The sequence below is a fragment of the Allorhizobium sp. NPDC080224 genome, assembly GCF_050281005.1.
GTDB lineage: Bacteria > Pseudomonadota > Alphaproteobacteria > Rhizobiales > Rhizobiaceae > Allorhizobium.
Window position 1 is genome coordinate 1,654,259 of sequence record NZ_JBNNWJ010000001.1, and the last position, 20,057, is coordinate 1,674,315.

Consider the following 20,057-nt stretch of genomic DNA (forward strand, 5'->3'; position numbering starts at 1 on the left):
TCTGGGCTCAAGTGGATCGACGAAAGCGAGCGGAACGATGAAGTTGAGTGCATGGGCATGGGCCATTCCGGTTCTCGGGCTTGCCGCCACGGCATCGCTCGGCTTGGCTGGCAAGGCTGATGCCGCTCGCCTCGAAAATCCCGTCGCCGAATTCGCCGGCATCGACAAGATCACCGGCCGCATAACCACCTTCGACGTCTATGTCAACGAAACGGTCCAGTTCGGCGCCCTGCAGGTGACGCCGAAAGTCTGCTATTCGCGCGACGAAACGGAAGCCCAGAAGATCGACGCCTTTATCGAGGTCGACGAGATCACGCTGGACCGCAAGATCCGCCGCATCTTCTCCGGCTGGATGTTTGCCGATAGCCCGGCGCTGAATGCCGTCGAGCATCCGATTTATGACGTCTGGCTGACCGGCTGCAAGGTGGAGTCGGAAGTTCCCCCGCCGCCTGGTGTCGAGGCCGTCGCCAAGGTTGCTCCGGAACCGGCCAAGCCCGCAGACGCCGCAACGCCGGCGCCGACCGTAACCTCGGCAGATCCGGGTGTCGCAGTCACGGATCCGTCCCAGGCCACGGTACCGGGTGCCGATCCAAACCAGACCGTCGTTCCGCCGCTCGACGCACCGGTGGAAGTCCCCGACGAGGTCTTCGGAGGCGCGCTGCCGGAGCAGGACGGTCTGCAGCAGGACGATCTCATTCCGGACGGCCAGCCGCTGCCGCCACCGACCCAGGTGACACCGCCTCCGGGCGTCGGTCTCTTCTGAGGCGATTAAGGTCGGTCATACCAGACACGATCGCTGCGTTTCCGGACTACCGGGCGCCGCACCTGTTTTCGCGCGGTGCGTTCTCCCTCTGCTTAGGCGGTGCCCGACTTCGACAAGAGTTTTACCTAAGAGCAGCGGTTCCCGGGAAACCACAGCGCCTTTCAGCAGGCGCCTCAACGGCGAGACGCTTCGCGGTTGACATCCTCCCCGATAGGGAGAACAAGAGGCGAACGAACAGGGGTTCACCCATGTCTCTCTCTGAAAAATTCATCGTCCTTCCCTTCAAGAAGAACCGCGGCAATATCGTGCCCGGCGAGATGCGGCAGGCCTCCAGCGCCGCTTCGGCCGAAAAGATCGCTACCGCCATGTCCGCGCGGCACCTCGGCGTCGCCGCCTATTCCATCCAGGTCGACGAGGAGAGCGGCGATATGACCAGCCCCAAGCTGATCATCGCCTACGGCGAGACAGCGGACTTGGCGGTGAACTGACAGAGCCTTCACGTCCCTGGCATGACGTTTCTGGGTTGCCACCTGTCGTTTTTGATAGCAAGGATTCAGCCGGATATTTTCTTTTTGAATTGGACCGATATTCGAGATGGATGACCCTGTGATGCGGTCCACAACGACGGCTGGTGCCGTTGACAGCATGGTTGGCGAACTGACAGCGGCTGATCCGTTGTTGGTCGGTAACGATGCGTTTCTTGCGGCGGTCCTGAGCGGCTGCGGCGACTGCATCAAGGTGCTCGATCTCCAGGGTCGCTTGCAATTCATGAGCGAAGGCGGCAAGCAGGTCATGGAAGTTGACGACTTTGCCCCGCTCAAGGGCTGCCCCTGGCCGGATTTCTGGAGTGGAGACGGCAACACCGCCGCTAGACAGGCCGTGGAAGCGGCGATTGCCGGAAAGCCATCGCGCTTCGTGGGTGAAGCGAACACCGTGAAGGGCAATAGCCGCTTCTGGGATGTTCAGGTGGCACCGATTTTCAACGCCGATGGCAGCCCCTCCCATATCCTGTCGATATCCAAGGACATCTCCGACGTTACCGACGCCCGGCAACGGTTGGAGCTTTTGAACGGTGAACTGCAACACCGCATCAAGAACACGCTCGCCATCGTTACCGCTATCGCGCGCCAAACACTGAAGGGCGACGACATCCGTGATCGCCGCGATGCCTTTACGGGTCGCTTGCAGGCGCTGGCGGAGGCCAATGACATGATTTCGAGGAAAGCCCTACAGGATGCACCGATCCGTGCCGTGGTCGAAAACGCGCTGCGCCCGCATGTGCAGAGCGAGCAGCGGTTCTCGATTTCCGGTCACGATCTCGACCTGACCGCCAAACACGCTTTGACGGTGGCGCTCACCATCCACGAGCTTGCCACCAACGCGACGAAGTATGGCGCGCTCTCCGATGGCAATGGCAAGATTGACATTCGCTGGCAGGTCGACCGCAGGGCTGACAATCCCAACGAAGCTTTCCATTTCATCTGGCAGGAAAGCGGTGGGCCGCATGTGCATGAGCCAAAGACGCAAGGATTTGGCTCGAAGCTTATTTCGCGGATCTTCGCTGCCGATTTCGCCGGACAGGTCAGCGTCGAATATCACCCGACCGGCCTCGTCTGCACGATGAGGGCGCCGATCCCGCAATAAGCGAGATCACGGCGACCCTAAAGTAGCCCAGCCGCCGCTCTATGACAGGCGCGAGAGAGCTATGGCCGCCGGCGACGGCGAAGCGGGCGTTTGAAGCGATGAGGGAAGAGAGCAAGATCTGCATCGCGAAGATCGTCGCGGCTGGCCGTGGCTGAGGCGAGCCACTAGCACAAGGTCAGCCACATTACCCCGCCATAGGTGATCAGCGTCGCAACCAGGGCGGCCGCCTGCAGCATCCCGGCGATCTTGTGCAGCAGCCGTACCTCATCGGTTTGCGGATCTGTGAGTGCCCTGGTCGCAAACCAGTGTAGCCCACCGATCAGCGCCAGAACAATGACGAGCATCATCGCGAGCAACAGCCGCAGCGCCGAGATGGGGCCGACATCGATCTGGTGCCAGCCGAGATGGCATCCGGTTGCCTGCACCCCATAAAGAAGCAGGAAGGCACCTGACCAGATTACGAAGCCTGTCAGTAGCAGGAGGAACGGGGACACCTTCATCTCATCGCCCTCCGATCCCGGTCAGGCTCTGCAACACGAAGGGGAAGGCGAGTCCGATCAGGCCGGCCACGGCCGTGTAGTCGTGCCAGAGCCGACCAATGCGCAGATCGAGCACACGCGACGGCCCGATGTATCCGCTGTTCCAACGCCACAAGCCGTAGATCGCCAGCACCGCGCCGATCGCTGCATGCAGCGCAACGTAAAAGGCGACAGCAAACGCTGAAGCGGAGGCTGCATGCGCAGTCGGTGCAGGGATCCACATCAGCAGAACGGAGACCGCACCGACGCTGATCACATGCGCACCAAGCGTTACCGCCAGGCTCGTGACCGTCCGGCCGGGCTGACCATCGGCGAAGCGTCCCGCGATCGCTGCCATGACGAGGGCGCCAGCACCGACCAGCGACGGCAGGACAAAGGTGAAGTCGAGATCCGGCGGCGGCCAGTTGGGGGCGGATAGCCAGAGGAAGAGGGCACCGAACACCAGTGACGTGTAGAGCGTCGCATTGGCGGCAAGGGCAAAGACCACGGCCCACCACGAGGGCGGCTGCGCCACTTCCTGGTGATGCAGGGCCCGTTCGCCCCGCCCGACCTCAAGCGGGCCTATATCTTGCTTCAGCCCCGTCGCCGGCGTCCACAGGAAGAAGAAGATGATGACCACGACGAAGGCGACCGGCGTCAGCCAGTAGAGCTTGGCGAGCAGACTGGCGAAGAAGGCCGCCGTGGCCATCGCCGTCCACAGTGGCAGATAGGTGGGGCGGGGAAGCACGACCACATGGTCGAGGCGGCCGCTCACCATGTCGACCGTCAGCGTCTCCATCCAGCCATTGCGCATGAAGCCGAGATAACCGCGTCCGGCGGCAAGCTCCGGGCCAAGGCTGTGCGGTTTGAGCGCATCGGCGCGGGTGTCGATATGCGGCAGCGAGCCGAAATTGTAGGATGGCGGCGGCGTGGGCGTCGCCCATTCCAGCGTTCCGGCTTCCCAGGGGTCGCGCCGGAATGGCCGGCCATGGCGAATGAGCATGATCAGGTCGAGGGCCACCAGCGCAAAGCCGATCGTCATCACGAAGCTGCCGACCGAGGAGATGAAGTTCAAGACCTCCCAGCCGGCTGCCTGCGGGTATTCGAAGACACGGCGCGGCATGCCGCGCAGGCCCGTCAGGTGCATGATGAAGAATGTGACATTGAAGCCGATGAAGACCAGCCAGAAGGCGGGCTTCGACAGGTGCTGCACGGGCTGGCGCCCGGTGATGTGCGGCAGCCAGTAATAGGCCGCTGCCATCATCGGAAAGACGAAGCCGCCGACCAGCACGTAATGCAGATGCGCCACGACGAAATGCGTGTCATGCGCCTGCCAGTCAAAGGGCACCATGGCCAGCATCACACCAGTCAGGCCACCCGCCACGAAGACGAAGAAAAAGCCGAAGACATGCAGCATGGGGATCGAATAGCGCGGCCTGCCATGCGCCATGGTCGCAAGCCAGGCGAAGATCTGGATGCCGGTGGGAATGGCGACGAGCGCACTGGCCGCCGAGAAGAAGGAGAGCGCCACATGCGGAATGCCCACCGTATACATGTGGTGCACCCAAAGGCCGAAGGAGAGAAACGCCATGGCGACGATGGCGGCGACGATCAGGCCGTAGCCCTCCAGCCGCGTGCGACACAGGACCGGAATGATGGTCGACAGCGCGCCGGCGGCGGGCAGGAAGATGATGTAGACCTCGGGATGGCCGAACAGCCAGAACAGGTGCTGCCAGAGCAGCGGATCGCCACCCCGTGTCGGATCGAAGAAGGGCAGGTCGAAGGCCCGCTCCACCTCCAGCAAGATGGAACCAAGGATCAGCGGCGGAAAGCCGATAATCATCATTCCTGCGACGACCAGCATGTACCAGGCGAAGATCGGCATCCGGGTGAGCGACATGCCCGGTGACCGGAGCTTCAGGATCGTCACCATGATCTCGATCGCTGCCGCCAGCGCCGAAATCTCGACGAAGGTGATGCCGAGCAGCCAGACATCGGCGTTGATGCCCGGCGAGTAAGGGCGGGAGGAGAGCGGCGTATACATGAACCAGCCGCCATCGGGCGCAATACCGAAAATGAGCGCTGCGACCAGGAAGGAGCCGCCGAACAGGTAGCACCAGTAGCCGTAGGCCGACATGCGCGGGAAGGCGAGGTCGCGAGCGCCCAGCATCTTCGGCAGGAGATACAGTGCCAGCCCCTCGAAGAAGGGGATGGCGAACAGGAACATCATGATGACGCCATGCATCGTGAAGACCTGGGCATATTGGGCGGCATCGAGGAAGGCGCTGTTGGTCGAGGCGAGCTGTGCCCGGATCAGCATAGCGAGTACGCCGCCGATCGCGAAGAACACGAGTGCCGTCACCATGAAGCGCTTGCCGACAACGGTGTGGTTCACCGCCGACAGCCTCTCCAGACCATGGCCCGAGCCCCAGACGGCGTCGAGCTCATGGTGCAGCCGGATCGCCGTTTCCGGTGTCTGATAGCCCGTCTCGGGTCTGGCGTCGTTCATGGTGCGGACACTCCTGCGGCAAGTGCGGTCAGACGTTGGCGATAGGTTTCGGGCGGATGGGCTTCGACGGTAAAGCGCATGCCGGCATGGCCGGTGCCGCAATATTCGGCACAGATGCCGCCATAGCGGCCCGGCACATCGGCCTTGATGCGTACGACCGTCTCGTGTCCAGGAACGGCATCGATCTTACCGGCGAGCCTCGGGATCCAGAAGCTGTGCACGACATCGGCACTGGTGACCCGCACCTCCACCACGCCGCCGGCCGGAATATGCAAGGTGCCGTCCGTCGCCACGTCGTCCCCGAGATCCGGATAGCGGAAGCCCCAATGCCACATGGCACCATGTGCCTCGACACGGGCGACCACCGGTTCGTTCTGCCAGGCTCCGATCAGATATTCCCCTTGCGCCATCCCATAGGCCATCAGGGCGACCAGCACGGGAATGGGCAGAAACAACCCGCCGGCAATCATCCAGCCCTTGGGCGAGAGGCTGCGTCCGAAGCCGGGTTTGAAGAAGACGAGGCCGAGGAGCGCGAGCACGAGCCCCAGAATGAGACCGGATCCGATGAGCATGATCCACCAGAGATTGGCGATTGCTCCGGCATAGGGGCCGGCTGGGTCCAGCGTTGACAGATCGCCCGAACAGGCCGTCAGGGTAAGGCCGATCACGCCGAGGAAAGCGATGCGGTGGAACATTCGAGCCCGCATCGGCCTTTCCCCCGCAAAAGGAGGGCTCCTATGGCCAATATGTCTGAGACCGATGAAGCGAACCCCGTCATTGAACAGCTTGAGGAGAAGGACAAGACGTCCGCCGTGGCTGTTGCCGGCCACCCGCTGCATGCCATGAGCGTGCATTTCCCGATCGCGCTGGTCTTCGGCACGCTTGCCGTCGACGTCTTCTACTGGTTCAGCGCCGATCCCTTCTGGCTGCGCGTCGGCCTGTGGACCTCCGGTACGGCCTTCCTCGCTGGCGTGGCGGCCGGGCTTGTCGGAACCGCCGAGCTTCTGTTGGTCCCCGGTATTCGCGCCCGTGCCGCAAGCTGGGCCCATGCGATCGCGGCGATTACCCTGATCTCTGTTGCCGGCGCCAACTGGGGCTTGCGGCTCATCGATCCCAATGTGGTTCTGCCGCATGGCATGCTGCTTTCGGTTCTGGCGGCCGTCCTGACCGGTGTTGCTGGCTGGCACGGTGGTAAGCTGATCTTCGATCACGGAATCGGCCTCATGGTGTCGCCCAAGGATTGAATGGCTCAAGGAGGCGCTGCAGCCCGCCCGGCTCATACATCACCGCCGGCAGGGTGAACTGGGGCGCCTCCTTGGCGAGTACGAGAATGAGGATCGCCAGAACCACGGCGCAGCAGCTCGCCGTCGCGACGACAAAGCGCCAGGCCGGATAGACCTCACCCTTCTTGAACAGCCGGATGACCACCAGGCCGGAAAAGACGTGGAAGATGGCGAGCAGCCCGACAAAGGCGAGCTTCCACGAAAACCAGGGCGCAAAGACTTCCCGCATGAAACTCAGCGCAATCCCGCTTGCGACCGCAATGAAGGCCGCCGGCGAGATCAGCACGACAAAGGCAAAGCGTGTCATCCGCTGCATGCGGTAGAGCGCATCGTCGTTCTCAACATGTGCCCGCTGCACGTAAAGGCTCGGCAGGCTGATCAGCCCCGCAGTCCAGATGGCAATGGCCGCGATATGGACGAATTTCAGTATGGCAATCATCAGCGTGGCGCCTCGCTGTCGAAGCTGCGACCGGCAAACAGGCTGCGCAGTTTGAGAAGGGCGGCGAAGAGATAGGGCAGGGCCGCCGGCACCCACATCAGAAGGCCAGAGAGCTGCTGGTCGGCGAGCGGTGAGAGGCCGAAGGGATGCGTCGTGTCCATATGGGCAGCGAACAGCGGCTCGCGTGAAAAGGTCAGCAAGGCCCCCAGCATGCCCATCTGGATCGTCGTGCCGAGCAGGAGCGCCACCGAAGGCCCGACCGTGCGCCGTGGCGAGAGAATGTCGTACCAGAGCCAGACCGCCGATCCGATCAGCGTCAGTTCCATCAGCCAATAGGCGGCAGGCGAAGACAGAGCAAAGAGATAGGGCTCCGGGGCATGCCAGGTCCACATCAGGAGCGTGTGCACCAGGAAGGAGAGCTGCGCCGGCAGGGGCTGACGCTCGCGCGCCTTCGGCGGGATCGCAAGGACGATGAGCGGGGCGAGGAACGTGACAAGCAGGATGTGATGCAGCACACGGGCCGAAAACAGCGCGGAAGCGAGCGCACAGAGCGGTGAGACAAAGGCGAGCAGCATGACGAGAAGTGCGGCGCCAGCTGCCATGCGTTGCCGCGGATTGCTGGCCGTGGTCATCAGCAGCACGAAGACAGCGCCGATTGCCGCAAGCAGCGGCGGGTCGAAGTTCCAGTCACGCCAGAGCATCTCCGGTGTCGGCGCCGGGCCGCAATAGATATCGAGGTTCATGATGTCAGTCCCGAATCGCCGTCAAAGTCGGTCATTGCCCCACGCATGCGCACCTTCCGCTTGGCCGCCGCCCTGCGAGGGCAACACGCGTCGTGCAACATTGTTCCATGCCAATTGTTCCATCGGCGCAGAAGTCTGGGGAAAAGCCTGACGGAACGACCTCAGCTGCCCCGCTCGATCCGCACCGGAACGGACTTGTAGGCAGGTGTTTTCGAGGCGCGGTCGTGATGCGCAAGCGGCACGAGCGGATTGAGCTCGGGATAATAGCCGCCGACACAGCCATCCGGCAGGTCGAAGGGCATGACCTCGAGCCCGCCGACGCGACGGTCGACCCCATCCTCGGCATCGCTGACCAGCGTCACTCGTTCCCCGACGGTGAGCCCATGCCGCTCGATCTCGGCGGGGCTGATCAGCAGAACGTCGCGCTTGCCCTCTATGCCGCGCAGGCGGTCGCTATAGCCATAAACCGTCGTGTTGAACTGGTCGTTGCTGCGCAGGGTCACCAGGCTCATTCGGCCCGGCGCGGGCTGAAAGCCGGTGGCCGAGAGCATCTCGGGCGTGATGAACTCGGCTTTGCCGCTCTCCGTCTTCCACTGCCGCTCGCGGGCGGAGTTGCCGCGATAGAAACCGCCGGGCGTAAAGATGCGGGTGTTGAAGTCGCGGAATTCCTCGGGATAGGTCTTCTCGATCAGATCGCGGACGGAGGCCGTGTCGCGCGCCCAGTGGCCCCACAGCATCTTCGGGTTCTGCGGCAGGGTCGCCTCGGCAAGCCGGCTGACGATCTCGATCTCCGATTTCAGGTGTTCGCTCGCTGGCGTGCGCTTGCCGACGGAGCCGTGAACGCAGCTCAGGCTGTCTTCCATCGACACCACCTGCGGATGGCCGGTCAGTGGATCCATCTCGCTGCGCCCGAGACAGGGCAGGAGATAGGCGATTTCGCCGTTGAACAGGTGGCCGCGATTGAGCTTGGTGGCGATCTGTACCGTCAGCCGCTGCCGCGGCCAGGCCTCCTCCATCGCTTTCTGTTCGGGGATCGCGCGCAGAAAATTGCCGCCGAGCGCGATGAAGGCCGTGACCTCGCCCTTGAGAATGGCCTCGCAGGCCTCGACCGTGTTCATACCCTTATCGCGCGGCGGCGAGAAGTCGAACACCTCGGCCAGCCGGTCGAGCGGCACCAGTTCCGGCTTCTCGGCAATGCCGACGGTGCGCTGGCCCTGGACATTGGAATGACCACGCACCGGCGAGATGCCGGCACCCTCGCGGCCGATGTTGCCCTTCATCAGCAGCAGGTTGACGTAGGTCGAGATGTTCTCAAAGCCATGCACATGCTGGGTGAGGCCCATGCCATAGATGCCGATGGTGTTTTCGGCTTCGACATAGACAGTCCCCGCCGCCTCGATCGCTGCACGCGTGAGCCCGGACACCTCCTCGATCTCGGCCCAGTCGAGCGCCCTCAGCCGTGCCTCGAACTCTTCGAAGCCGACGGTATGCTCGGCGATGAAGGCGCGGTCTATGACCTGACGATTGTCGACTTGCGCAGCATCGTCGGCGGCCAACACATGTTTGCAGAGCCCCAGCAGCACGGCGATATCGCCGCCCGGTTTCACCTGGTGATACTGGCAGGAAAGCGACGTCTCGCTGCCCGTCACCATTGCCGTCGGCTCCTGTGGGTTGATCATTTTCTCCAGCCCCCGCTCGCGGACGGGATTGAAGGTCACGATCCGACAGCCGCGCCTGACTGCCGCCTGCAGCACATGCAGGAAACGTGGGCTGTTCGAGCCGGTGTTCTGGCCGAAGAAGAAGATCGCATCGCAATGCTTGAAATCGTCGAGAACGACAGTGCCAACCGGCGAACCGATCACCTTTTTCAACGTCACTGACGTCGTCTCGTGGCACATGTTGGAACTGTCGGGCAGATTGTTGTGGCCATAGGCGCGGGCAAACAGCGCCCAGCAATAGGACGTCTCAAGGCTGGCGCGGCCGGAGGTGTAGAAGACGGTCTTCTTCGGGTTCATGGCCTTCAACTCGCGCCCGATCTCGGCGAATGCCTCGTCCCAGGAGCAGGGCACGTAATGGTCACTCGCCCGGTCATAACGCATCGGATGGGTCAGCCGTCCCAATTGCTCCAGATCGTAATCGCTGAAAGTCTTGAGCTCGGTCACGCTGTGCCGGGCAAAGACGTTCGGAGTGGCCGTTCGGCTGGTCAGCTCCCAGAGCGTTGCCTTGGCACCGTTTTCGCAGAATTCGACAAAATGGTGATCGGCGGGCTTCGTCCAGGCGCAGGAGACGCAGGCGAAGCCACCCGGCTTGTTCTGCTCCAGAAGTGTCGCGATCGCCCCGGCGCTGATGCCTTCGTCACCGGCGATCCGGGCAATGCCCCGAAGCGAACCCCAACCGCCTGCTGGCCCGTCATACGTCACCGTCGCATCATCCTTCGCCATTATCCGCTCCCTTCCAAAGTGTTTCGAAGGGAGAACGACTGGAAGCTCGATTGGTTGCGCCGGACAAGGAACAACAGCCTGCGCGTGGCACACAAACGGGTGAGGCCCCATATTGCGTGCGAAATGCACCGGGCATTCTTCAACTCCGCCGCTTGCAAGCCGGACAGCGACCGCTACCCTTAAGGCTGGACCTGACGCGCCGGTTAAGCTAGCCGAGTGTTGCGACCCCGTGTCTGGAGTAAATGATGGCGCCTCCCTCCCTTTTTTCGCCTTCCCGGAACAGCTGGCGTATCGAGAAAGCTGACGACTTCTCGATCCTGATCGATGCCAATGACTATTTCGCCTCGATCCGTGCCTCGATGATGGCGGCGAAGCGGGTGATCTACTTCGTTGGCTGGGATTTCGATGCCTCGATCACCCTTGGCCATCCCAAAGTCGATGATGGAGCCCCGCGCGCGGTCGGCGACTTCCTTCTTTGGCTTGCCCGCCGCACCCCGGGGCTGCAAATCAAGATCCTGCTGTGGAGCCCGGCGCCGCTTGCCAGCTGGGCGAGGCCATCGAACCTGCCTTATCTTCTGCGCTGGAAGTGGAACAAGCAGATTTCCGTCCGTCTGGACGGCAAACATCCGCTCGGCAGTTCGCATCACCAGAAAATGCTGGTGATCGACGATGCCGTTGCCTATTGCGGCGGTATCGACGTGACGCTCGACCGCTGGGATACGCGCGAGCATCTCGACGAAAACCCCGACAGACGCCGCCCGAACGGCAAGCCTTACGGCCCCTGGCACGACATCTCCAGTCGCTTCACCGGTCCGGCAGCCCTGGCCCTCGGCGAACTCTGCCGCCAACGCTGGATCCGTGCCGGCGGCAAGGATGTTGTGCCGGTCGCGGCAGAGACGGCTCAGGCAGAGGTGGCGCCGAACTTCTCCTTCGGCCGCGTCGACATTGCGATTGCCCGCACCAGCCCCGCCTATCAGGACGAGACTGCCGTCACCGAGATCGAGCAGCTCTATCTCGACATGATCAACGTGGCCCGACACACCGTCTATGCCGAAAGCCAGTATTTCGCCTCGCGCGCCATCGCACAAGCCATCGCGCGGAGGCTCGCCGAGCCGGACGGGCCGGAATTCGTGCTGATCAATCCGACGACCTCGGACAACTGGCTCGGCACGATCGCCATGGACACGGCCCGCGCCCGGCTTGCCGAATCCATGCGCCGACACGACGACCATGGACGCTTCAAAATCTATCACCCGGTCACCGCCGGGGGGCAGGCGATCTACGTGCATGCCAAGCTGATGATCGTCGACGACAAATATCTCCGCGTCGGCTCGTCCAACATCAACAACCGCTCGATGCGCTTCGACCAGGAATGCGATGTGGCGCTTGAGGCGGGCGGTTCGGAAGACCTGTCGGCGAAGATCACAAGCTTCCGCAACGACCTGCTGGCCGAGCACTTAGGCGTTACACCCGACGCCATCGACCGGGCCATCGCCCAAGGCGGCTCGCTGATTTCAGCCATCGAGACGCTGAGGGCAGAAAACGAGGCCGCAGGGGGCGAAACGCTGAAGCCCTACGAGACACCGGCGATTTCAGACCTCGAACAATGGCTCGCGGACCACGAAATCCTCGACCCGGAAGGCTCCGAAGCGGTGTTTGAGCCGATCGAGAAGCGGGGGTTGTTTAGAGGGATGTTGAAGCGACCGAGGCGGCGGACTCGTTGAGAGAGTTCGTCGCTTGCTCCCTGGCATCGTGGTTGAAGGTCTTGAGGGGGGAATCGGTCGACCTAGAACGGTAGCTGTTTCATCAGTGGGTGACTGAACTAAGTCTCGAGTTTCGATGCTTACGCCAAGTTAGGTCGGTTCATACGCGGAAGAATAGCAGTTGTGGTTTCGAACACCTGGTAATCTTGCCCTTAAGAATTGCATGGTGTAACCCATGCTAAAGAGGGGTTGCGTCATGGGTTATCAAATCGATTTTTTATCTGTCGGAGAAAGTAACGGTGACGCGATCTGTATTCGCCATGGTGATGCCTTTTCGGGGTATACGATGTACGTGGTTGACGGCGGCTACGGTCCCACGGGCCAGAAGATTATTGATCATATTAACGCATACTACGGGGCTCCGAAATTCATTGATCATGTTGTGCTTTCGCACGCGGACAACGATCATGTTGCTGGGCTAATCAAAGTTGTCGAGCATTATGATGTTGGAACAGTATGGATGAATCGGCCTTGGCGGTTTTCTGCTGAAATAATCGGCGCATTCCATGGGAATTTCACTGTGGATGGGCTGACCAAAGCCATACGGGATGCTTACCCGCTACTAGTTCAGTTAGAGGATCTGGCGAATAAAAAAGGAATCCCAATAAGGGATGCCTTCACCTACACTCAGATTGGTGCTTTCACAGTGCTAGCTCCGACGCGCCAGCGCTACCTGGAGCTTATTCCTAAGTTTGATCGCACCCCAACGAGTTATGTGACTCCTGTTAAGGGGTTCCTCGCAAAGATCGGTGAAGCGGTCAAACAGTTAGCCCACTTCTTTGAAACGTGGGGATCTGAAGCACTCGAAGAAAATCCTTCTCCTACCTCTGCCTCGAATGAATCTTGCCTGGTGCAGATTGCTGATTTCAACGGACGAACCGCGCTTCTCACCGCGGATGCCGGTCCTGATGCGCTCCACAGGGCTGCAGATGCAGCGTATGCAATCGGCATGCTCGCTCCGCCTACATTCGTGCAGGTGCCGCATCATGGGAGTCGAAGAAATGTAACGCCATCTGTTCTGGATCGCTGGTTGGGAACGGTGCTTCCCGAGGGTAGTACGCCGCGCGGCACCGCATTCTGTTGCGTTGGCGCAAACAAGCCAGATTATCCGAGACGCCGAGTTTCCAATGCTTACCTGCGGCGGGGCTATCCCGTCTTCAAAACCGACAACAGCTGGATCTGCCACTATAGCGAAATGGGTGGCCGATCCGGTATGCAGCCGATTGCTCCGTTGCCCTTCTACTCCAACTACTCAGAGTAAAGAATGGAATGGATTGACAGTTACGTCGTACGAGCTAGGCTCTTCCCAGCGGTTCTTGCCATAGCCCCTGGCATCGCTTTTGCGTTAGCGCAATTTGCAGGCAGGTCGGAGACCATCGGCGCGCCGCAGTTGCTCATCAGCACTGCGATTGCTGTGCTGTTCTTCGGTTTTTCCGATCTCTCACGGCGTCTGGGCCGTAGTGTGGAACGGAAGATGTTCGGTAACTCTGGAGGGCGTCCCTTTCCCACGGTGTTGAGGCACCGTGACAAGCAGATCGATGCGAAATCCAAGGCCCGGTATCACGCCTATTTGTCACGGAAGCTAGAGGAAAAGGCTCCAACAGAAGCTCTTGAGTCGCAGGAGCCGGGCAAAGCCGATGAATTTTATTTGCTCTCCGGAAATTGGCTAAGAGAGCGAACCCGTGATCATTCAAAATACAAGGTGCTCTTCGAAGAGAACGTGGTCTATGGGTTTCGTCGCAACCTTCTAGGTCTCAAATGGGTTGGGCTGTCACTGAACGCCACGGTGGTTGCCGCTAGTATATGGGTGATAAGTGCCTCGGACTGGAGGTCCACGACAGAATACGGCGCGGTCTTAGTTGTAGCAGGTCTTCATGCGGTCTTTTTCCTCGTTGCAGTTTCTGAGGGCAGCGTGCGCGATGCGTCGGACCAATACGGGCGGCAGTTAGCGCTTTCCTGCGAAACACTCATGGCCGAAGACGAGAGGGCGCCCAAAGGATAGAACACTTTTAATTCCGCGCGACCTTAAAACCTCAACGTCTCGCTCTCCATCGCCCGGTCCAGCAACAGGCCATACTCCGTCTTCGGAATATCCACCGCCCCGAACGTCTTCAGATGTTCGGTGGTGAACTGCGTGTCGAGCAGCGTAAACCCGCGTTCCCGCAACCGCTCCACCAGATGCACCAGGCAGATCTTCGAGGCATTGGTGCGCCGTGAAAACATGCTCTCGCCGAAATAGGCCGAGCCAAGCGTGACGCCGTAGAGGCCGCCGACGAGTTCGTCGCCTTCCCAGGCTTCGACGCTATGGGCATGGCCGAGGCGGTGCAGTGCGCTGTAGAGGTCGCGGATGGTCTGGTTGATCCAGGTGCTCGGCCGGTCGTCTGCCGCTTCCGCGCATTTGGCCACCACCTGGTCGAAGGCGGTGTCGAAGCGGATGTCGAAGGGGGCTTTGCGGATCGCCTTTTGCAGGCTTTTCGAGACGTGGAAACCGTCGAGCGGGATAATCCCGCGAATGTCCGGCTCGACCCAGAAGAGTTCGGGGTCATCGGCCGATTCCGACATCGGGAACATGCCGATGGAATAGGCGCGCAGCAGGAGCTCCGGCGTAATGCTTCGGTCCCTGCTGCGTCGCCCAGCCATCGTGTTTACTTGGCCGAGGTTTCGGCCAGATAGTGTTCCAGCCAGTGGATGTCGTAGTCGCCGTTGGCGATGTCCTGATTGGCCACGAGATCCTGGAACAGCGGCAGCGTCGTCTTAATGCCGTCGACGACGAATTCGTCGAGCACGCGGCGTAGACGCATCATGCATTCGACGCGGGTACGTCCATGCACGATCAGCTTGCCGATCAGGCTGTCATAGTAAGGCGGGATCTTGTAGCCGGCATAGACGCCCGAATCGACGCGAACGCCGAGGCCGCCCGGTGCATGGAAATGCGTGATCGTGCCAGGCGACGGCACGAAGGTGCGCGGGTCCTCGGCATTGATGCGGCATTCGATGGCATGGCCGGAGAACACGACCTGATCCTGCGTGACCGAGAGGCCGGCGCCGGAGGCGACACGGATCTGCTCGTGCACGAGGTCGATGCCGGTGATGGCTTCGGTGATCGGATGCTCGACCTGCAGGCGGGTGTTCATCTCGATGAAGAAGAACTCGCCGTTTTCGTAGAGGAATTCGATCGTGCCGGCGCCCCGGTACTTCATCTTCTTCATCGCATCAGCGCAGATCTGGCCGATCTTCATGCGCTGTTCGACATTGAGGGCAGGGGAATTGGCTTCTTCCCAGACCTTCTGGTGGCGGCGCTGCAGCGAGCAGTCGCGTTCACCGAGATGGATGGCATTGCCCGCGCCGTCACCGACAACCTGCACTTCGATATGGCGCGGCTTGCCGAGATATTTTTCCATGTAGACCGCGTCGTTGCCGAAAGCGGCCAGCGCTTCGGAACGGGCCGTCGACACGGCTTCTTCCAGCTCGGCCTCGTTCTTCGCCACTTTCATGCCGCGGCCGCCGCCACCGGCAGTCGCCTTGATCAGCACGGGGAAGCCGATTTCGCGCGCAATCTTCATCGCGTTCTCGGGCAGCACTTCGCCGTCCGAGCCCGGAACGACCGGGATGCCGAGTTCGACCGCGGTCTTCTTCGCCGTGATCTTGTCGCCCATCAGGCGGATATGCTCCGCCGTCGGTCCGATGAAGGTGATGCCGTGGGCGTCGAGGATGTCGGCGAACTTGGCATTCTCCGACAGGAAGCCGTAGCCCGGATGGACTGCGTCAGCACCGGTGATCTCGCAGGCAGCCACGATCTGGTGGATGTTGAGATAGCTGTCGCGTGACGGCGGCGGGCCGATGCACACGCTTTCGTCGGCAAGGCGCACATGCATGGCATTGGCGTCGGCGGTCGAATGGACCGCCACGGTCGCAATGCCGAGTTCCTTGCAGGCGCGAAGCACGCGCAGCGCGATTTCGCCGCGGTTGGCGATGAGGATTTTCGAGATACCGCTCATCGGATCACTCGATGATCACGAGAGGCTCGCCGTATTCGACCGGGCTTGCATCGTCGATGATGATCTCGACGACCTTGCCGGACTTGGGCGAGGGGATCTGGTTCATGGTTTTCATGGCTTCGATGATTAGAAGCGTCTGGCCTTCCTTGACCGTCTGGCCGACTTCGACGAAGGCGCGGGCGCCCGGTGCCGGCGACAGGTAAACGGTGCCGACCATGGGGGCGGTGACAGCGTTGGAAAGGTCGCGGGCGGCCGGTGCTGCGGCAGCGGCAGGAGCGGCAGCGGGGGCCGGTGCGGCCGCCGCCTGGTAGGCATAGCCCTGCATCTGCTGCGGCATCATGACAGGGGTGCCGTTGCGCGAAACGCGGATGCGCAGGTCGTCCTGCTCCACTTCGATCTCGGTGAGATCCGTGTCGTTGAGGATGTTTGCGAGATCGCGGATCAGCGCCTGATCGATGCCCGATTTCTTGTCAGCCATGAGTGGATGTCCTGTATTCTTGTTATTGCGTGATGGTTTTCAGCGCCTGAAGCGCCAGGATGTAGCTATGAGGTCCGAAGCCGCAGATCACGCCCTTGCACGCGGGCGCTATCACCGATTTGTGGCGGAATTCCTCGCGCGCATGCACGTTGGAAATATGCACCTCGATCACCGGAAGCGGGGATACGGCCTTGATCGCGTCATGCAGGGCAATCGACGTATGCGTATAGGCCCCGGCATTGATTGCGACGCCGACCGACTTCTCGCCTGCCTCGTGCAACCAGCTCACGAGGTCACCCTCATGATTGGACTGGCGGAAGTCGATGGTCAGCCCGAGCTCGGCGCCGGCGGCCTTGCAGTCTGCCTCGATATCGGCGAGCGTCTTGCCGCCATAGATCCCCGGTTCCCGCTTTCCCAGCATGTTGAGATTGGGGCCGTTCAGCACGAAAATGGTTTTGCTCATCTACGCTTCCGTCGACTTTCAACCGCCTCCTATAGACCGAGAGCCCCTGTAGGGAAAGCCCTTTGCCGTGATCGCGCCAAACCGTCCCCGGAAAACCGGGAATGGTGGCAGGATGGGGAGGAGAAAGAGGGAGGTTTTGTCCCTCAGCAGGTGGCCTTGCCGCAGGCGCGCACATTACCGACCTTGGCGACGATCGCTTCCTTGCCAACGGCGCCAGGAACGGTTTCGTTGCCGATGACATAGGAAGGCGTGCCGGTGATGCCGAGGCTGGTCGCCAGCTGATAGGCTTCCTGCACCTGTTCGGCATTCGAGCTTTCGGCCATCTTGGCGCGAATGGCATCCTCGGCCACGCCCAGCTCGCCGGCAATGGCGATCGCGCTTTCTTCCGAGGCGCGGCCGTCCTGGGTCATCATGGCGCGGAAGAAGGCACCGTAATTGTCGGGCGACAGTTTGCGCACGGCATCCGAGACCTTGTGCGCGGCTTCCGAGTCCGGTCCGAGGATCGGGAATTCCTTCAAGACGTAGCGGACATTCTTGTCCTCGGCGATGACGGCTTCCATGTCGGCATGGGCCCGTCGGCAATAGCCGCAATTGTAGTCGAAGAACTCGACCACGGTGACATCGCCCTCCGGATTGCCGATGGCCAGATCATAGGCAGAATTGAAGATCGCGTCCCTGTTGGTCGAGAGGGCCTCGGCCGAGCGCTGCGAGCGGATCTCTTCCTGCTTCTTCTGCAGGGATTCCTGCACTTCGAGCATGATTTCGGGGTTCTCGATGAGGTATTCGCGGATGAATTCGCCGAATTCCTTCTTCTGTGCATCATCGAGAGCCACGGCCGGAAGCGGCAGCAGGGCGGGAAGGAGTGCCACGCTTGCGCTGGCGATCATCTTGAAGTTCAGGGCCATGTCGTTCCTCGTCCTTGCCGTCTTCATTCTTGGTGCCCGGCGCGATATCGGGTCGTCTTCACCGGCTGGCATCAAGCCTAAAGGCTCATGCTTTCAAGCGGAATGGCTTTTTTGCACTGCCTTGTCCAGCCTCTCCATTGTGATGACGCGCGCTTTACGGCAAATGTCGGGCATCTGATCGAGGAGCCAAGCATTGATTTCGATTTCCCGCCGCAGCGCCGTCGAACCCTTTCACGCCATGGATATTCTGGCCGAAGCCACCCGCAGACGGCAGGAGGGACGCCCGGTCATTTCCATGGCCGTCGGTCAGCCCGGCCATCCGGCACCCCAGGCAGCGCTTGAAGCCGCGCGTCAGGCGCTCGAAGGCGGCCGCATCGGCTACACGGATGCGCTCGGGTTGACGGGCCTGCGGCAGGCGCTCGCCGAGGAATACCGGCGCCGACACAACGTCTCCGTCGACTGGAACCGCATCGTCGTCACGACGGGCTCGTCCGCCGGCTTCAACCTTGCCTTCCTCTCGCTCTTCGATGTCGGCGATGCCGTCGCCATCGCAAGGCCCGGCTATCCAGCCTATCGCAGCATTCTGGCAGCGCTCGGCCTGAAGGTCATAGAAGTCGCCGTCGGGCCGGACACCGGCTTCACACTGACGCCGGAAAGTCTGGAACGTGCGCAGGCCGAAGCGGGCATCCGCCTCAAGGGCGTCCTGCTCGCAAGCCCCGCCAACCCGACCGGCACGGTGACCACCAAGGCCCAGCTCAAGGCGGTCTATGACTACTGCCAGGTGCAGGGGATCACCCTGATCTCCGACGAGATCTATCACGGCCTGACCTATGGCGCGGAAGAGGCGACCGCGCTCGAGATCGGCGATGAAGCCGTGATCATCAACTCCTTCTCAAAGTACTATTGCATGACCGGCTGGCGCATCGGCTGGATGGTCTTGCCGCAAGAGCTGGTGCGCCCGGTCGAATGCGTCGCCCAGAGCCTCTATATCTCCGCCCCGGAACTCTCGCAGATCGCGGCACTCGCCGCGTTGAGCGCGACCGAAGAGCTGGAACACTACAAGGCCGCCTGCCAGGCTAACAGAGACTTCTTGATGGCGCGCCTGCCGGCACTCGGCCTGCCGCTGCTCTCGCCGATGGACGGCGCCTTCTACGCCTATGTCGATGCAAGCAGCTTTACGAATGACAGCATGGGCTTTGCAAAGCGCATTCTCGCCGAGACCGATGTGGCCGTCACGCCCGGCCGCGACTTCGATCCGGTCGACGGGCATCTGGCGCTGCGACTGTCCTATGCGGGCACCATGGCCGACATGGTCGAAGCGACCGACCGCCTGCAAAATTGGCTGCCGAAGAGCGTGTAGGCATTGAGCGAAATGGATTCGCGATCAAGGACTTCTGGCCCTTTGCTGAATCGCATCGAGAGCGTGCTGAATCAGTTTATGAAGTCGGCGGAACGATCGCATGGGGAGGGGATGGCATGACACCGAAACGGATCAGCCAACTGGTGAGCGCCCCTGATATTTTCACCGAGCGCACGCATATGCGCGCCCACCGGCTCGAGGATTTCGAGGCGATGCTGGCCATGTGGCAGGACGATGCCGTCGTCCGCCACATCACGGGTCGTCCCTCGACCTCGAACGAAACCTGGTCCCGGCTCCTTCGCTATATTGGCCATTGGCATGCCCTCGGCTTCGGCTACTGGGTAATCGAAGACCGGGAGACAGGGCTTTATCTTGGGGAAGCGGGTTTCGCAGACTTTCATCGCGATATGGATCCACCGCTTGGCTCCGCGCCGGAAGCCGGATGGGCGATCGTCTCGGCAAGCCAAGGACGCGGTCTTGCAACCGAAGTCATGCGGGCAGCCCATGAGTGGATCGACGCACATAATCCCCATGGCCATACGGCTTGCATCCTTGATCCTGCACATCATGCATCGGTCAGGGTCGCCGCGAAATGCGGATACCGGCTCGCATACGAGACGAGCTTTCAAGGCGGTGCGACAGCCGTGATGAAGCGGCCGTCGAAGTTGTCCTCCTAGACTGAAACGAACCGACCAAAGAAAAAAGGGCCCCATCGAGGGCCCTTTTTGCATTCACTCAGGAAGCGGCAGG

Annotated in this window: 19 protein-coding genes and 1 pseudogene; 9 read left to right on the forward strand and 11 right to left on the reverse strand. The window is 61.4% G+C overall.

What is annotated here, in order from left to right:
* Nucleotides 1-37 precede the first annotated feature (37 nt).
* The 3 genes and pseudogenes from ACQKP1_RS08275 to ACQKP1_RS08285 all read left to right on the forward strand — a co-directional run.
* Nucleotides 38-472, forward strand: a pseudogene (locus ACQKP1_RS08275) (DUF2155 domain-containing protein); the annotation flags it as partial.
* A gap of 539 nt (nucleotides 473-1,011) precedes the next feature.
* A complete protein-coding gene (locus ACQKP1_RS08280) occupies nucleotides 1,012-1,251 on the forward strand; it encodes a hypothetical protein (RefSeq protein WP_427274901.1) in 240 nt (79 codons plus the stop codon).
* A gap of 121 nt (nucleotides 1,252-1,372) precedes the next feature.
* Nucleotides 1,373-2,407 carry a sensor histidine kinase gene (locus ACQKP1_RS08285; RefSeq protein WP_427274902.1) on the forward strand — a complete coding sequence of 345 codons (1,035 nt, stop codon included), beginning with the start codon at nucleotides 1,373-1,375 and terminating at the stop codon, nucleotides 2,405-2,407.
* Nucleotides 2,408-2,571: 164 nt separating this feature from the next.
* On the opposite strand, the gene ACQKP1_RS08290 is transcribed toward ACQKP1_RS08285, so the two are convergent.
* Genes ACQKP1_RS08290 through coxB form a run of 3 tightly spaced genes read right to left on the reverse strand, consistent with a single transcriptional unit; the run spans nucleotide 2,572 to nucleotide 6,141 of the window.
* Nucleotides 2,572-2,907, reverse strand: a complete 336-nt coding sequence (locus ACQKP1_RS08290; protein WP_427274903.1) for a hypothetical protein — start codon at nucleotides 2,905-2,907, stop codon at nucleotides 2,572-2,574.
* A 1-nt stretch (nucleotide 2,908) separates the two neighbouring features.
* Nucleotides 2,909-5,434 (reverse strand): cytochrome c oxidase subunit I, encoded by a 2,526-nt coding sequence (gene ctaD, locus ACQKP1_RS08295; protein WP_427274904.1) that lies wholly within the window; start codon nucleotides 5,432-5,434, stop codon nucleotides 2,909-2,911.
* Nucleotides 5,431-6,141 carry a cytochrome c oxidase subunit II gene (coxB, locus tag ACQKP1_RS08300; RefSeq protein ID WP_427274905.1) on the reverse strand — a complete coding sequence of 237 codons (711 nt, stop codon included), beginning with the start codon at nucleotides 6,139-6,141 and terminating at the stop codon, nucleotides 5,431-5,433. Before coxB ends, ctaD begins: the two co-directional genes overlap by 4 nt.
* 39 nt (nucleotides 6,142-6,180) lie before the next feature.
* On the opposite strand from coxB, the gene ACQKP1_RS08305 reads away from it, so the two are divergent.
* Nucleotides 6,181-6,678: a DUF2231 domain-containing protein gene (locus ACQKP1_RS08305; RefSeq protein WP_427276425.1), complete on the forward strand. Its 498-nt coding sequence runs from the start codon at nucleotides 6,181-6,183 to the stop codon at nucleotides 6,676-6,678.
* Here ACQKP1_RS08305 and ACQKP1_RS08310 read toward each other — a convergent pair.
* The 3 genes from ACQKP1_RS08310 to ACQKP1_RS08320 form a co-directional block, all read right to left on the reverse strand.
* On the reverse strand, nucleotides 6,656-7,156 hold the full coding sequence (locus ACQKP1_RS08310) for a CopD family protein (RefSeq protein ID WP_427274906.1): 501 nt from the start codon (nucleotides 7,154-7,156) through the stop codon (nucleotides 6,656-6,658). The genes ACQKP1_RS08305 and ACQKP1_RS08310 overlap by 23 nt on opposite strands.
* Nucleotides 7,156-7,899, reverse strand: a complete 744-nt coding sequence (locus ACQKP1_RS08315; RefSeq protein ID WP_427274907.1) for a cytochrome c oxidase assembly protein — start codon at nucleotides 7,897-7,899, stop codon at nucleotides 7,156-7,158. Before ACQKP1_RS08315 ends, ACQKP1_RS08310 begins: the two co-directional genes overlap by 1 nt.
* 161 nt (nucleotides 7,900-8,060) lie before the next feature.
* Entirely contained in the window at nucleotides 8,061-10,340 is a 2,280-nt protein-coding gene (locus ACQKP1_RS08320; protein WP_427274908.1) for an FdhF/YdeP family oxidoreductase, read from the reverse strand.
* A 242-nt stretch (nucleotides 10,341-10,582) separates the two neighbouring features.
* Between ACQKP1_RS08320 and ACQKP1_RS08325 the strand changes: the two genes are divergently transcribed.
* The 3 genes from ACQKP1_RS08325 (at nucleotide 10,583) to ACQKP1_RS08335 (ending at nucleotide 14,105) form a co-directional block, all read left to right on the forward strand.
* Nucleotides 10,583-12,064: a phospholipase D-like domain-containing protein gene (locus ACQKP1_RS08325; RefSeq protein WP_427274909.1), complete on the forward strand. Its 1,482-nt coding sequence runs from the start codon at nucleotides 10,583-10,585 to the stop codon at nucleotides 12,062-12,064.
* 235 nt (nucleotides 12,065-12,299) lie between these two features.
* Nucleotides 12,300-13,364: a ComEC/Rec2 family competence protein gene (locus tag ACQKP1_RS08330; protein WP_427274910.1), complete on the forward strand. Its 1,065-nt coding sequence runs from the start codon at nucleotides 12,300-12,302 to the stop codon at nucleotides 13,362-13,364.
* 3 nt (nucleotides 13,365-13,367) lie between these two features.
* On the forward strand, nucleotides 13,368-14,105 hold the full coding sequence (locus ACQKP1_RS08335; protein ID WP_427274911.1) for a hypothetical protein: 738 nt from the start codon (nucleotides 13,368-13,370) through the stop codon (nucleotides 14,103-14,105).
* Between the two features lie 23 nt (nucleotides 14,106-14,128).
* Here the strand turns inward: ACQKP1_RS08335 and aat are convergent, their stop codons facing one another.
* The 5 genes from aat to ACQKP1_RS08360 form a co-directional block, all read right to left on the reverse strand.
* A complete protein-coding gene (gene aat, locus ACQKP1_RS08340) occupies nucleotides 14,129-14,743 on the reverse strand; it encodes a leucyl/phenylalanyl-tRNA--protein transferase (RefSeq protein ID WP_427274912.1) in 615 nt (204 codons plus the stop codon).
* Nucleotides 14,744-14,748: 5 nt separating this feature from the next.
* A complete protein-coding gene (accC, locus tag ACQKP1_RS08345; protein ID WP_203015252.1) occupies nucleotides 14,749-16,101 on the reverse strand; it encodes an acetyl-CoA carboxylase biotin carboxylase subunit in 1,353 nt (450 codons plus the stop codon).
* A 4-nt stretch (nucleotides 16,102-16,105) separates the two neighbouring features.
* On the reverse strand, nucleotides 16,106-16,579 hold the full coding sequence (gene accB, locus ACQKP1_RS08350) for an acetyl-CoA carboxylase biotin carboxyl carrier protein (RefSeq protein ID WP_427274913.1): 474 nt from the start codon (nucleotides 16,577-16,579) through the stop codon (nucleotides 16,106-16,108).
* A gap of 22 nt (nucleotides 16,580-16,601) precedes the next feature.
* Entirely contained in the window at nucleotides 16,602-17,042 is a 441-nt protein-coding gene (gene aroQ / locus ACQKP1_RS08355; protein ID WP_054150689.1) for a type II 3-dehydroquinate dehydratase, read from the reverse strand.
* A 143-nt stretch (nucleotides 17,043-17,185) separates the two neighbouring features.
* Nucleotides 17,186-17,947: a DsbA family protein gene (locus ACQKP1_RS08360; protein ID WP_427274914.1), complete on the reverse strand. Its 762-nt coding sequence runs from the start codon at nucleotides 17,945-17,947 to the stop codon at nucleotides 17,186-17,188.
* A 193-nt stretch (nucleotides 17,948-18,140) separates the two neighbouring features.
* Here ACQKP1_RS08360 and ACQKP1_RS08365 point away from each other — a divergent pair, with 193 nt between their 5' ends.
* Both ACQKP1_RS08365 and ACQKP1_RS08370 read left to right on the forward strand, forming a co-directional pair.
* On the forward strand, nucleotides 18,141-19,307 hold the full coding sequence (locus tag ACQKP1_RS08365; protein ID WP_427274915.1) for a pyridoxal phosphate-dependent aminotransferase: 1,167 nt from the start codon (nucleotides 18,141-18,143) through the stop codon (nucleotides 19,305-19,307).
* 116 nt (nucleotides 19,308-19,423) lie between these two features.
* The gene (locus ACQKP1_RS08370) at nucleotides 19,424-19,984 is read left to right on the forward strand and encodes a GNAT family N-acetyltransferase (RefSeq protein ID WP_427274916.1); all 561 of its coding nucleotides are present in this window, start codon (nucleotides 19,424-19,426) and stop codon (nucleotides 19,982-19,984) included.
* Nucleotides 19,985-20,057 lie beyond the last annotated feature (73 nt).